Raw genomic sequence first — 14,489 nt, 5'->3', positions numbered from 1 at the left:
TGTTACGGATTTATATTTTCATAGCCCAAAAAAGTATTTATATTCATCAGCTCTGGAAATGCAATAGTAACAATATTGGTGTATATCTGCTATAGACTGGTTGCGTTCCGTAGCTTTGTTAGCGATTAATAATATGATGAGATATAAAAGATACTTTTTCCTGTTTTTAATATCTCTAGCTTTTGCTTGCCAGCCAAAGGAGGGAGGCGAACGGACCATTCCCCTGGATGACTTTTTTAAGTCACAGGACAGGATGACCTATCGGGTATCCCCGGATGGACTAAACCTTTCCTATTTGAAAATGGAAGGGAAGAGTTTAAACCTTTATATAGAAGATATCGCCTCTGGAAAAGTCAGAAAAATCACCCGTCTGGAGGATAAAAACATTATTTTCTACTTCTGGCTCAGCAACAATGAACTGATCTATTATAAAGAAGTGGATGCTGCAAAACGGCGTTCAGATATCTTCATTATCAATAAAGAGGGGGCAAATGAGCGTCAGCTGAGCAGCAATGAAAAGAGTAGGATGCGGGTGATTGAAGATCAGCTGATTGATGATAAATACCTGTTGATTTCTTCCAACAAAAGAGATTCTACAGTCTTTGACGTTTACCGGTTAAATGTGCGAAATGGCGGAATGGAGATGGTGGCAAAAAATCCCGGAAACATTACCGATTGGCGTACGGATTCTGAAGGTAAATTAAGGCTGGCAGTGAGTACCGATGGTGCCAATACCACAATGCTGTACCGTGCACAGGAAGGTCAGCCTTTTAAGCCCATCATGACCAATAATTTCACGACTACATTTATGCCAGTTGCTTTTAAGCACGATCGGCCGAATATTATTTATGCAATTTCCAGCGTAAACAGAGATAAAAGTGCTTTGGTAGAAGTGGATTGCAATACCGGGAAAGAACTTAAAGTTCTTTTTGGAAACGATTCCCTGAACATTACTGACGCGCAATATTCCAGAAAAAAGCAGCAGCTGTCTTTTGTGATCTATGAAACCTGGAAAAAGGAAAAACATTACATGGACGATGCGATAAAAGCATTGTATAAGGATCTTGATCAGCTTTTACCAAAAACAGAGACCCGAATTTTAGACCGTGATCAGGCCGAAAATGTATTCGTACTGCGCACCTTTACCGATCGGAATCCCGGATCTTATTACCTGTATTTTGCAGATACACGCAAATTGAAAAAACTGAGTGATTTTAATCCCGCAATCAAGCAGGAGGAAATGAGCGAGATGAAACCTGTTAGTTTTCAATCGAGAGATAGCCTGACGATTAACGGCTACCTGACTTTGCCGCTTCATGTAAAACCGGAAAATCTGCCAGTAGTAGTACTGCCACATGATGGGCCGGTAGACCGAAACCTATGGGGATACAATGCAGAAGTGCAATTTCTGGTAAATAGGGGCTATGCTGTATTCCAGGTGAATTACCGCGGTTCTTCCGGTTATGGAAAAGCATTCATGACCGCTGGATTTAAGCAGTGGGGAGGAAAGATCCAGGATGATATTAATGACGGTGTAAAATGGCTGATCAAAAAAAACATAGCAGATCCTAAAAGAATAGGGATCTATGGTGCTGGATTTGGGGGGAATATTGCACTAAACAGCGCCTATTTGAATCCCGGAATGTACGCCTGTGCCGCTTCAAATTCCGGTGTAATCAACCTGTTTACGTATTTAAAATCTATTCCGCCGTTCTTAAAGAACAGCTTGCAAATGTATTATGATATCGTGGGAGACCCATTAACCGATGCAGATCAAATGCGCAAAGCCTCGCCTTTATTTCAGACGGATAAGATCAATACCGCTGTATTTATCTCTCAGAACGTAAAAGATCCAAATGCGAACGCTGCAGAGACTTTACAATTTGTGAAAAACCTCAAGAAAAGAAATGTGAACGTGACTTATCTGGAGAATGAAGGTATTGTATTTCCGACCAAAAATTTGGAAAGCAGGCATCAGTTTTATACTGCTCTCGAACAATTTTTAGAAATCAACCTTAAAAACAGGTAAATTCGGATCAATGATCGCAGAGAAAAAAACAGGCTATCGTAAGAACTTTTCTTTAATCCTTACTTTCATCGTACTGATGTCTGTATTGTTTTCCCTGTCATTGTATCTCGCTTACAACTTTAGTAAGAAATACATTGAAAGTGAATTTGTGTCTGAAAAAGTGAATGTGCTGGAGCAAACCATTAAACCTTATAACGATTTCTTTCAGAAAAAACTTCCGGAAGTTTCCTATTATAATGGCTACCTGGATTCTGCTACCGCATCTAGTTTTGTAGACACGGTATTACAGGAATATCCTTTCGTATCCAGAGTGGTCTTCTATGATTCTGAAGTAAAAAACACACCCGTTAATGACGGACTGAATACCGGTAAGTTTTCCTTTGGACCTAAAGATATTTATCAATTCGGACCCCTCATCCCGGCCGATTCTATCCGGCTTTTCTCCAGGGCAAATACCCGAAATTTTATTGTTGGTGATGATTTTAATGCCCTGGCATTGAAACTTGCCTCTTATATCGAAAGTCTGGATACCAATAAGGTGCCGAGTCAGGACGAACTGTTTAGCAATTTCAGTAATGTACGTTCCAATAAAATCACCTACCTGAACATTCCAAGAACAGAAGATTTGAAGATGTATAAACGGATGCTGAGGGCTAAATTAGAGCCACAGCCGGTATATCAGCAAGATATGCTGTCCTTCCATCTGGATCCCTATAAACTTAAAATCATCAATTCCAGGCCACTTTTATACCAGTACATTAAGATTCAGCCTTCCACATACGATCCCCTGGATACCTCCGAAACTTATTTAAGTACGGAGATTACACTCCCAGGTGCTTTTTCGGACTATAAGCTGTATTTCCTTTCCTCTAAGTCATTTGTGGACCGTGAGATCCTCAGTTATTTCCTGCCCATTGCCGCTGCTATTCTCGTCTTTTACGGGATCGTAGTACTGGTTGCGTTTTTAATTTACAGAAACCTGAATATCAATCAGCGTATGTTCAAATTACAATATGACTTTGTAAATAACCTCACCCATGAGTTTAAAACACCCGTCAGTGTCATAAAAATAGCTGGTAATAACATTAAAAGTGCCAGCTCACTCAGCGATAGGGAACTGAAACTTTACGGCAAAATATTAGATGAAGAAGCAGATAAGCTGAATGGACTAATGAATAAATTATTGGCTTTCACGCAAATTGAAAATAAGGCAATTCAACTCAATCAGGATGAAATTTATATGGAAGATTTTATAGAAAGTACTGTAGAATCTCATAGATTGAAACATCCTGATTTCGATTTTACCTATGAGGTGAGCGGATTTACCACTTTTGTGACCGATCCGGTGCTTTTAGGCAGCCTTTTTGATAACCTTGCAGAGAATGCGTATAAATACTCTCCGCCAGAGCGGAAAAAACTGCACATCAGTGCCCGGTTAATTAAAGGCCGTGTGGTGATCAGGTTTACGGATCATGGAATTGGCATTCCTTCCTCCGAAATTAATAATATCTTTAAGAAGTTTTTCCGCATTCAAAACCAGTACAATCAAAATGGAAGTGTTGGCCTCGGATTGGCTTTCTGTAAAGAAGTAGTTAACTTTATGAAGGGCGAGATTACTGTAAAAAGCAGGGTGAATAAAGGAACAGAATTTAAAATTGTACTACCATATAACGATTAGAAATATGTCTAAGGGAATTAAAATATTAATAGTTGAAGATGATGAGAACCTAAGGTTTTTAGTGGTCCACCGTTTAAAAGCAGAAGGATATGATGTTCTGGAGGCTGGTGATGGTGAAATTGCAGAGAAAACGATCTTGACTGAAAAGCCGGATATTGTTTTACTGGATTGGATGTTACCTGGTAAACAAGGTTCTGAGGTTTGCGAAGAAGTTCGTAAACAAGGGTTTGAAAACCTGATCATCATGATGACCGCAAAAGCACAGGATGTAGATAAGATCGATGCGTATAACTTCGGTGTTTCCGACTACGTAACGAAGCCTTTCAACATGGATGTATTGGTGGCTATGCTGGATAATAAAGTGAAATTCTTATTGAATAACGACCGCTCAGAGATCCATCGTTTTGGAAATATGGAGCATCATCCTAACATCCACACCTTATTCAGAAATGAAAAGAAAATAGAGCTGACCATTTTAGAAAATAGAATCCTGCTTTATTTCCTGAGAAACCCAAATAAAGTGATCAATCGTGATGAACTGATGCTGGTAGTTTGGGGATACAATTCAGATGTAAATACCAGAACCCTGGATATGCACATTGTGCGTCTGCGTAAAAAGATAGAGCTTAATCCTGATAACCCTCAGTTGTTACAAACCGTAAGAGGAGTAGGTTATCGTTTTAATCCTGCTTAAAAATATAAGTGCAGCAGTACCAGTAACAGGTACTGCAATAACATCATTCCATCTAAGTACAGGAAATAATAGTATTCGTTTCTTTCTGGATTTGATTTATAGATCAACCAACCTGTTAACCCGATGGTAAGCGTCAGCAAAATTACCTCAAGGTTGACAGTTTGCTGGAGCAAAATCAGCAAAACTAAATACCCGCCCAATAAAAACAGAGAAAATAGAAATGCTTTTTTATCTCCTAATAAGGCAGGAATTGTTTTTAAGGCAAGAATTTTATGCTGAAATAGGTCCCGCACATCAAAAGGAATCGTGATGGCTGCAATAAACAGTAAGCGCATGGCGACCAATAGCAGGGTTTCACCAGTAGAGATATTCAGTAATTGGTTATGCTCAGTTTCTACAATTGGGAGGAGCACGCAGCTAATCGACCAGATCAGTGCCACCAAAAAAAGCTTAATTAAAGGAATATTCTTCAAACCTATTTTCTGGCCATCCAGCGTTAAAAAAGGGATATTGTAACTAACGGCCAATACGCCGGTAAATAGCATCAGCAGCTGCGCCTCAATACTTAAATACAGCAATCCTAAGGGAATCAGGCAAAGTCCTGAGATCAATGCCATGGAAATAATTAACCGATGGTGTGAAAAGATCCAGCGAACCCTCATCAATGGAGAATTTGCAGGATCTTTTGGTGCAGACAGCAGCATGCTGAAATTATAGAGCCCCAACGTTCCGAAGAAGATGATGGCCAAAATATATTTATCAGGAGGAACCTGTAATAAATAATAAGTAACCAGACCTTGAGCAACCGCACAAATGGCGATAAACAAATTGCTAAATAGCAAAAAGTCAAGGCTGGAAAACAGTATTTTTTTTACCATGTCCGAAGATGCAAATTAGCTAAGCACGTTTCAACTCAAATATCGTGATTTCTGGTAAAATTCCAACCCTTCCAGGATAGCCCAGGAAGCCATATCCCACATTTACATACAATTGCTGCTGCTTTTCCTGGTATAAGCCTGCCCATTCATTATAGATATATTGTACGGGACTCCATTGGAAATCTTCCGTTCTTACACCGAATTGCATGCCATGGGTATGGCCGCTAAACATCGCGTCAATCTGTGGGTATTTGGGTAATACTTCTGCCCTCCAATGCGACGGATCGTGCGACAATAGTAATTTAACAGGAAGGTCATCCGTGTCTTTCGTTGCCAGATCCATTCTGCCGTATTTAGGGAATCTTCCGGTTCCCCAGTTTTCGATACCTAAAATTCCAATCTCTTCCCCGTTCACTTTCAGGCGTCTATGCTGGTTCATGAGCAAGTCCCAGCCCATCCGCCCATGCGTTTTGATCACCTCCTGTAAGTTCTTCGTTTTGATCGCAGAAGGTTCCTTTCCAAAGCGGTACTCCCCATAATCATGGTTTCCTAATACAGAATACACGCCCAATGGTGCTTTCACCTTCTTGAAAATATCCTGGTAATCGCGCATTTCGGTCGCCAAATCGTTGACCAGATCCCCGGTAAAAAATATAACATCCGGTTTTTCTGTCAGCAGCATTTCCACGCCACCTAAAACAGCTCTGGGGTTATAAAAACTTCCGGAATGGATGTCCGAAATCTGACCTAATTTCATACCCTCAAAGGAAGAAGGAAGGTTAGGGAGGACTAAGGTCTTACGGATTACTTTATAATCATAAGCACCTCTGGCAATTCCCCAGCTTAAAGAAGTAAGTGGAATGGCAGCAGTAACCAGTCCGGCTTTGACGAGAAAAGAAGAACGGCTGATCGGCTCTCCAGGCGTCACCTGTGTCATGGTTTCTGGAAGTACAGGATCTGCAACCGGCCCGGTGTTCGGTTTCGAAGACCGGGATAGCTTAATGATAAACCTCCTGAAATCGTCTATAACCAGGAAAGGAAGCAAAACCAGCTTACAGGCTACAGTTAAGAAATAAGCCACCAGAATCACTGATTTAAGGCTCAGAAACAGGTTCGCATAGAAGGTGCTGAAAACTCCAACCAGCAGTACAAAAGTATAACCCCACCAAAGGATGGTAAACAACTTTCGTGTTCCTGGTTTCCATTTCTTGAAAACACTAAGAATCGCGCGAAAGCAGTAGTAGTCGAATGCTAGCAGCAGGACTGATAAAAATATAAAGACGGGTAATCGGCCCATTTGGCGTAATTATAAAAAAATGAAATTTAAAAAAGCTTATCTGAAGTCCATGTCATCTTCATCCTCCTCATCCGGACTGGTATTGAACAGGCTGTCGAACATGTCAGAGAATCCAAACCCACTTTGCAGGTATTTCTTGTTTAGCTGCGAATATTCTGCCAAACCATGCAGCACAAATTCCATCATCAGCAAAGTTTGATTCGCGCTCAATTTCGGGTGGAACTGTTTTACCAGCTCAGTTAATCCATCCACCTGCATCAATTCCTTTTTGTATTTAGCAAAAGTTAACTGATCGGAAATATCTAAAGTATTCCCTTCTGTAAACCACTCAGTAATGCGGAAATATGGGTTCGCAGACTTGCTTTTCTTCGCTTTCTCAGGATCCGGGAAGTAGCGGTTAAACAGAGATTTGATGGCCTTTCCGATCAATGTATGGGCTACTTTTGCCGGGCCTTCCAGCTCTCCCTCATAAACCAACTCAATTTTTCCAGTAATGGCAGGGGTAATTCCTGTTAAATCTGACAACCTTACAAAAGTGTTTTTTTCCTTATTGATGAGCATCCTTCTTTCAGCAGTGCTGATCAGGTTTTCATAAGCAGAGATGGTTAACCTGGCAGAAACACCGGATTTCTGATCGATAAATTCACTTTGTCTAGCCTCAAAAGCCACTTGTTCTACCAGGTCTTTAACCAAACCATCAGCTTCTACACTTTCTTTTTGTGCAGTGGTGATTTTCGCTTCCTGAGCGGTAATCTCCCTGGAAATGGCAATTGTTTTTGGGTAATGGGTTAAAATCTGACTTTCAATACGATCTTTTAAAGGTGTCACAATAGACCCTCTATTGGTATAATCTTCCGGATTGGCGGTAAATACGAACTGCACATCCAGTGGTAATCTCAATTTAAAGCCCCTGATCTGAATATCTTTTTCCTGCAGCATATTAAACAAAGCCACCTGAATCCTGGCTTGTAAATCCGGGAGTTCATTGATGACAAAAATACTGCGGTGTGCCCTTGGAATCAATCCGAAGTGAATTACCCTTTCGTCATTGTAAGTCAGTTTCAAAGTCGCGGCTTTGATCGGATCCACATCCCCGATTAAATCGGCAACGGTCACATCTGGCGTCGCTAGTTTTTCCGTGTAACGTTCGCTTCGGTGCTGCCAGCTGATCGGCGTATCATCTCCATGAATACTGATCTCATGTTTTGCATACCATGAAATAGGTTGGAGTGGATCGTCAAAAATCTCGCTTCCGGCAACATACGGAATATATTCATCCAATAAATTGACCATCAATCTGGCAATTCTGGTTTTTGCCTGGCCTCTTAAACCCAATAGCAAAATATTATGTCTGGATAAAATGGCAGTTTGAAGTTCCGGCATTACGGTTTCGTCATAGCCTAAAATTCCTTCAAAACCGGCCTCATTGCTTTGAAGCTGTGTGATCAGATTTTTACGGAGCTCGTCTTTTACGGCAAGCGACTTATAATTGGAGGCCTTTAATTGGCCAAGGGTTTTTATAGTGATGTGATCCATTATGATGTCTTTGGTATGATGTTTTTCGTGTGTAGTATTGTATTAGGGATTATCGAACCGTTTTTCTTCTGTTTTTAATGTAATCTTCAAAGATGTATTCTCCCAATCCGTTCAGCGAGCTATAGAAGGCCCTGCCTCCGTTAATTTGGGTAAACTCCCTGACAAATTGCTGTAGATAAGGATCCTGTGCAATCATAAAGGTGGTGATCGGAATATTTAATCGTTTACACTGTGCAGCCATATTTAATGTTTTATTGACCACTTTTCTGTCTAAACCCATGCTGTTTTTATAATAAGCGCCATTTTCTTTCAGACAGGTAGGCTTACCATCGGTGATCATGAAAATCTGCTTATTATGGGTTTTGCGGCGTCTTAAAAGATCTGCCGCGAGTTCCAACCCGGCAAAAGTATTGGTGTGATAGGGGCCTACCTGTAAGTAGGGCAGGTCTTTAATGGTAATCGGCCAGGCATCATTTCCAAAAACCACAATATCCAGTGTATCTTTTGGATATCTGGTTCTAATCAGCTCTGCCAGGGCCATGGCCACCTTTTTAGCTGGCGTAATCCTGTCCTCCCCATAAAGAATCATGGAATGAGAAATGTCGATCATCAGCACGGTAGAGGTTAGGGTTTTATAGTCCTTTTCTTCTACTTCCAGATCGCGCTCGGTCAGGGTGAAATTGCCGATACCATGGTTAATCTGTGCATTGTGAATGGAGGCAGTCATGTCAATCTGATCCAGAGGGTCGCCAAAACTGTATTCCCTTCTATCGGCATTTTTCTCTTCGCCAATTCCAGAAATATTGGTGTTATGGTTTCCACGGCCTGCTTTTTTAAGCTTGCCGAAGATTTCCTCTAATGCCGATTGACGAATTGTTTGCTCCGTCTTTGCGGTAATGTTCATCTCACCGTTTGCAGGATTCTCCTTGATGTAACCTTTTTCTTTAAGGTCGTCAATGAAGTTACCCATCCCATAATCGTTGTTGGTGAACTTGTATTTCTTGTCCAGCTCATTCATCCAGGCCAATGTTTCTCCCGCATCACCGGCAGTATAATTGAGCAGCTGAGTGAAGAGCTTCAGCAATTCATCGAAACCACCTTTCGGTAAGTCATCTGGCTGGAAATTAGAAAAATGGAAACCTCTCATATATTCGTTATAAACGGAATATCGAAGGTAAAAGTTTGAAAAGGGAGTAATGTTATCCAGTTGTAAAAATACCCGGACAGAAAAATGGGTCGGATTGGCAGCTAAAAATAGCTGGAAGCTTTATTTAGGCGCCTGAGTATCGCTGATTTAAATCAGGGTATGAAAAACGAGGCATACCCTGATTTAAAAAAAAACAACTATTTTGGAGAGCCATTTGCAAGTGCACGTTCTGCTCTTTTTACTGCAACTTTTTCTCTATATTTTGCATAAGGAGCTTTAAAAGCCATTTTCAACACGCTATCTAATCCGCCTTTTATGGCTAAATTAAATACACTTTGTGCTTTTCTGGTGATGGAAGCATCCCATGCTCTTAAACTTAAAGAGAAAGAACCGTCCAGGTATTTCATCCAGTGCCACATTCCGGTAGGCATAAATAAAGTGTCGCCATGTTCCAGGAACACTTCATAACCTTCCACACCTTTTAAAGCCGGGAATTTTTCGAAATCAGGGTTGGCAACATCATAATCCTCTAAAGCATAAGTGGCATTAGGAATACAGTATAACCTTTTCTTCCATTTGTTGTCAAACAAAATGATGTGTTTTCTTCCACCAAAATGGGTATGGAAAAGGTGAGGTAAATCAATGTCGTAGTGTAAGAAAGTAACCGAATTTGAGCCACCAAAAAACATAGCAGGCATGCTTTCGATGAAGCCACCCATCAGATCTTTTGGCAATACAATGTCTTTAATCAAGCTAGGTACATGCTTGAATAGGTTAAAGAAAAATATGCGAAGTTCAGTAGGTTCTCTTTTGATCAGGTCCAGGTAATCGCCAAAACGCATTTCTGCTACGGAGGCATTGATCGGCTTTGAGGGATCAGCTTTAGAATTGTCCATCAAGCTGACATTCAGGTCGCCGGCAATTTCCTTTAAATATTCAGTCGTCCATTTTTCTCTGGCTGGCCATGATTTAGTCAATCCCTTTATAATTAAAGGACGCCTCGGATCTAAATAATTCTTTTTGAAATCCTCAGGACTAATGTTCTCAACGGTATCTACCGGCTTCAATATAAAGCTCATAATTATCAAGGTTAAAGGACAAAAGTGTAAATTAAAATCTAAATTTATCCATCTAAGAATAATTATTTTTGCCGGCGATCAAGGTTGTGACAGTTAATGATTAAGGTTGTAGTACTTAATCATCAAGACTCGGACTGTGAATGAGCAAAGTGCTGACCGTAAAATTATCTTGGCTTCTGATCCGCAAGCGCCTTATTCGCTCTTCTAATAGCGAGTCTTTCCTTCCATGCCATGTACTTTTCTCTAAAATTGGCCTTCATAAAATCATCGAATTTGCGTTGGATCGTCAGGTTATACAAGCTTTTGGCTTTTACGGCGAGAGATTTATCCCATGCCCGCAAACTGATGGAAAAAGAACCATTCAGGTATTTCATCCAGTGCCAGTAACCGGTAGGCATAAATAAGGTGTCGCCATGCTCCAGGTAAGCTTCAATTCCTTTTACTCCTTTTAGAGCTGGAAATTGATCGAAATCCGGTTTTTCTACATCGTAATCTTCTAATGCATAAGTCGCATAAGGGATTTGATACAGGCGCTCTTTCCATTTGTTTTCAAATAGTATCACATGCTTTCTTCCGCCAAAATGAGTGTGGAAGATGTGTGCAAGGTCAATGTCGTAATGTAAAAAGGTAACAGAACCCTTTCCACCGAAAAACATATTCGGATAACTGTCTAAAAAGCCACCCATTAGTTCTTTCGGTGCCCGGTAGTCTTCTAATAGTTTTGGAGCCTGTTTGATAGGGTCGAAAAGGAAAATGCGAAGGTCGGTAGGGGTATTTTTAATCAGGTCTACATAATCTGCAAACTTCATCTCTGCTGCCGAAGCATTGATTGGCTTGGAAGGATCCGCTTTGGAACTGTCGTAGAGTGGGACAGTTTTATCGCCAACTACGGTTTTCATATAGTCGAGAGTCCACTTTTCATAAGCAGGCCAGTTTTTGGACATGTTTTTTATGATGAGCGGGCGACGGGCGCTTAGATAGTTTTTCTCAAAATCTTCTTTTTCGATGTTCTGGACAACGTCAATTGGGGTAAGTTCGAACTTCATCTGTGAGGTTTTTATAAAGCAGATGGTGCATGGGAACATGCCCTGGTCATGCTTCGTGTATTTCGTAGGTAAACATAATAGAAAGGTAAAAGTTTGTTAATGTGGAGAGGTGACAAATTAAAATCTTCTGACAAAAGGGAAAAATTGATCCTGTGCTCAGACTCAAATCTTTTCCGAAGAGGAAAACATTTGCAGGTCTTCGAACAGGATCAATTTTTCTGATGAATAATGAAGGTTCGAAATTTGGGAACCGGGGCAGTTGTATAGAGATGGAGCGAAGAATAGGAATAAGGGTATAAAAAAACAGGCAGCTCAATTTGAACTGCCTGTTAAAGCCTTACTCTACCTTTTCTATATCTTTCCTTTTCCTTTGGGCTTTTCTTTTAATGTTTTTATTCAGGCATTAAAACGGTGTCAATAACATGGATCACACCATTTTTTTGCATCACATTGGCGATGGTTACCGTAGACATACCGCCTTTTTCATCTTTCAATACCAATTTGTTTCCTTCCATCCATGCCCATAATTTTCCACCGCTAACGGTAGTCAGCTCTGCTTTACCTTTTCCAGCTTTAATGGCTTTTGCAATGTCTGCAGCTGTCATTTTTCCCGCAACTACATGGTAAGTCAGGATTTTAGTTAACATGGCTTTGTTTTCTGGTTTTAAAAGTGTTTCCACCGTTCCGGCTGGAAGTTTTTCAAATGCTTCATTGGTAGGTGCAAATACAGTGAATGGCCCTGCTGATTTTAATGTTTCTACCAGCCCTGCAGCTTTTACTGCTGCAACAAGAGTAGTATGGTCTTTGGAATTTACAGCATTATCAACAATGTCTTTATTGGCATACATCGCTGCGCCACCAACCATTGGATTTTTCTGAGCTTGTGTTGTGAATGCCATAGCTACTAGGGCAATTACGGTAAAGAATGTTTTTTTCATGATAGTAGTTTTGTATGGGCAGATACGAGGAAATGTTCGGGTCGGTTTTTGTTATATTTAAAAAAGCATTAATCTTTTTTCTATTCTGCTGGTCATAAGTAGTATACCTCAAAAAACCAACAATATGAAAACTCCGGTAAAGGTTATTTACTCATTTATAGGGCTGCTATTCTTCACTATAATTTTTAGTTCCTTTAGAAATGGACAGTCAGAACGGTATAAAACAGCTTTTCCTTATCGACAGGCAGGCTTAACCGAACGTCAGGCAGCAGCACATTTATTGAGCAGATTTACCTATGGTGCAAAAGATGGAGAAGTGGATGCCGTCATGAAGATGGGGCTGGAACGCTGGTTTCAGCAACAGCTTGATGGAGATTTACCAGATGATTCATTGAATTTGTTGTTGAGTAAGTATGACGATATCCGCCTGAGTAATACTGAGGTCGAAAATAAATATCCAAGAGCAAACCGCGTATTACGACTAGCCATTCAGGATGGTTTTATAAATAAAGATTCCGTAAATAAAGCAGATAAACCAGAGTATCGGGCGCAGATCCGTGCTTATATGGAACAAAAAGGATACAAACCGGAACAAGAATTATTAAGGCAGTTCATCAATCAAAAGGTACTAAGAGCAGCTTATACGAATAACCAGCTAAGAGAACTGCTCACCGATTTCTGGTTCAATCATTTCAATGTTTCCCTTACAAAAAATCAATGTGCAGCATTCGTTCCAGCCTACGAAAGGGATATCATCCGTCCTAATGTAACCGGGAAATTTGAAGACTTACTGCTGGCTACCGCAAAATCTCCGGCTATGCTCATCTATCTGGATAATTTTAGCAGTACCGGAACACCGGTAAAAGATGATCTAGGCCAGGGAATGAGTAATAACCAAGGCCGGCAGTTCAGAAATAACAACAATAGAAATAATAATAGAGACAACAGCAATAGGAATATCAGCAATGTAAATAACAAGAAGCTTGTTCCGGTAAAAAGAAAATCTGGCGGTCTCAATGAAAACTACGCAAGGGAAGTCATGGAACTCCATACTTTGGGGGTGGATGGAGGCTATACACAGTCGGACGTAACCCAGGCTGCAAGAGTACTTACCGGTTGGACGATCGCGCCAATGGGCGAGGAAGGTTATGGTGCAGCAATGAAAAAGATCATTGAGCAGGTAGGAGAAGAGAATCTGAAAAAGAGAGGTTTTGTAAAAGACGGCGACTTTCTGTTTGTTCCAAACCGACACGATAATGAAGAGAAAACAGTATTAGGACATCATTTCGCAGCAGGGGGCGGATACGAAGAAGGAATTGAACTATTTGATGTACTGGCGAATCATCCTGCAACGGCTAAATTTATCAGCACCAAACTAGCCACCAGATTTGTAAATGACAGTCCTCCCCAAAGCTTGATTGATAAGATGGCAAAAACTTTTAGCAAGTCTAAAGGAGATATCCGGCAAGTGATGATGACCATGGTTTCCGCTCCCGAATTCTGGAGCAGCACTGCCATTCGCGAAAAAACAAAATCTCCCTTTGAACTCACAATTAGTTCGGTACGTGCTTTAGATGCCAACATTATACAGCCATACCAGCTCTTTAACTGGGTCAATAGAATGGGGCAAAAAATGTATTACTATCAGGCGCCTACCGGCTTTCCAGATAAAGGACAATATTGGATTAATACGGGTTCTTTGCTCAATAGAATGAACTTCGGACTCGCGATTGCCGCACAGCGTATTCCTGGGGTCAGTATTAACCTGGCCAGATTAAATGATTTTCATGAGCCGGAAAGTGCCCAAGCTGCATTGCTAACTTATGGAAAGATCATGATGCCTGAACGTGATTTAACAACTACATTCAAAAGGCTTCAACCCATGCTCAACGATCCTGCCCTGACGATGAAAGTCGCGAATGCTGCGGATAAAGCAGCAGCGTTCGGAGATAAAACAATGAATGATGGGGATAAAACATCTAATACTGAGGATAAGATAGCCAGTACTGCGGACAAGAGAAAAGAAGATAAAAAAAATAACAATGCAATGTTAGCACAGGTAGTTGGAGTAATTATTGGCTCACCTGAGTTTCAAAGAAAATAATTCGGTTGAAATACAGCAATGAAACTTAGGAACTACAGCGCATGAAATTCCTGAGATAGAAAC

The 14,489-nt window shown here is 40.7% G+C and carries 11 protein-coding genes; 4 read left to right on the top strand and 7 right to left on the bottom strand.

Features of this window, described 5'->3' with window-relative positions:
• Positions 1 to 133 precede the first annotated feature (133 nt).
• Genes AQ505_RS24510 through AQ505_RS24500 form a run of 3 tightly spaced genes read left to right on the top strand, consistent with a single transcriptional unit; the run spans position 134 to position 4,401 of the window.
• Positions 134 to 2,029 carry a S9 family peptidase gene (locus AQ505_RS24510; protein ID WP_062550585.1) on the top strand — a complete coding sequence of 632 codons (1,896 nt, stop codon included), beginning with the start codon at positions 134 to 136 and terminating at the stop codon, positions 2,027 to 2,029.
• Between the two features lie 10 nt (positions 2,030 to 2,039).
• Positions 2,040 to 3,707, top strand: a complete 1,668-nt coding sequence (locus AQ505_RS24505) for a sensor histidine kinase (RefSeq protein ID WP_062550584.1) — start codon at positions 2,040 to 2,042, stop codon at positions 3,705 to 3,707.
• 4 nt (positions 3,708 to 3,711) lie between these two features.
• On the top strand, positions 3,712 to 4,401 hold the full coding sequence (locus AQ505_RS24500; protein ID WP_062550583.1) for a response regulator transcription factor: 690 nt from the start codon (positions 3,712 to 3,714) through the stop codon (positions 4,399 to 4,401).
• On the opposite strand, the gene AQ505_RS24495 is transcribed toward AQ505_RS24500, so the two are convergent.
• The 7 genes from AQ505_RS24495 to AQ505_RS24465 form a co-directional block, all read right to left on the bottom strand.
• Entirely contained in the window at positions 4,398 to 5,279 is an 882-nt protein-coding gene (locus AQ505_RS24495; RefSeq protein ID WP_062550582.1) for a hypothetical protein, read from the bottom strand. The two genes, AQ505_RS24500 and AQ505_RS24495, sit on opposite strands and share 4 nt — an antisense overlap.
• 19 nt (positions 5,280 to 5,298) lie before the next feature.
• On the bottom strand, positions 5,299 to 6,576 hold the full coding sequence (locus AQ505_RS24490) for a metallophosphoesterase (RefSeq protein ID WP_062550581.1): 1,278 nt from the start codon (positions 6,574 to 6,576) through the stop codon (positions 5,299 to 5,301).
• Positions 6,577 to 6,612: 36 nt separating this feature from the next.
• Positions 6,613 to 8,112 (bottom strand): sigma 54-interacting transcriptional regulator, encoded by a 1,500-nt coding sequence (locus AQ505_RS24485; protein WP_062550580.1) that lies wholly within the window; start codon positions 8,110 to 8,112, stop codon positions 6,613 to 6,615.
• Positions 8,113 to 8,161: 49 nt separating this feature from the next.
• Positions 8,162 to 9,259 carry a vWA domain-containing protein gene (locus AQ505_RS24480; RefSeq protein ID WP_062550579.1) on the bottom strand — a complete coding sequence of 366 codons (1,098 nt, stop codon included), beginning with the start codon at positions 9,257 to 9,259 and terminating at the stop codon, positions 8,162 to 8,164.
• Between the two features lie 197 nt (positions 9,260 to 9,456).
• The gene (locus AQ505_RS24475; protein WP_062550578.1) at positions 9,457 to 10,338 is read right to left on the bottom strand and encodes a cupin-like domain-containing protein; all 882 of its coding nucleotides are present in this window, start codon (positions 10,336 to 10,338) and stop codon (positions 9,457 to 9,459) included.
• 164 nt (positions 10,339 to 10,502) lie between these two features.
• A complete protein-coding gene (locus tag AQ505_RS24470; RefSeq protein ID WP_062550577.1) occupies positions 10,503 to 11,384 on the bottom strand; it encodes a cupin-like domain-containing protein in 882 nt (293 codons plus the stop codon).
• 392 nt (positions 11,385 to 11,776) lie between these two features.
• Complete coding sequence (locus AQ505_RS24465) at positions 11,777 to 12,322, bottom strand: fasciclin domain-containing protein (protein WP_062550576.1); 546 nt, start codon at positions 12,320 to 12,322, stop codon at positions 11,777 to 11,779.
• Positions 12,323 to 12,446: 124 nt separating this feature from the next.
• Here AQ505_RS24465 and AQ505_RS24460 point away from each other — a divergent pair, with 124 nt between their 5' ends.
• Positions 12,447 to 14,426, top strand: a complete 1,980-nt coding sequence (locus tag AQ505_RS24460) for a DUF1800 domain-containing protein (protein ID WP_062550575.1) — start codon at positions 12,447 to 12,449, stop codon at positions 14,424 to 14,426.
• Positions 14,427 to 14,489 lie beyond the last annotated feature (63 nt).

It is taken from the genome of Pedobacter sp. PACM 27299 (assembly GCF_001412655.1).
In the GTDB taxonomy this organism is placed as follows: domain Bacteria; phylum Bacteroidota; class Bacteroidia; order Sphingobacteriales; family Sphingobacteriaceae; genus Pedobacter.
The sequence above is the reverse complement of the archived record's forward strand: the minus strand, read 5'-3'. Positions and strand labels throughout refer to the sequence as shown.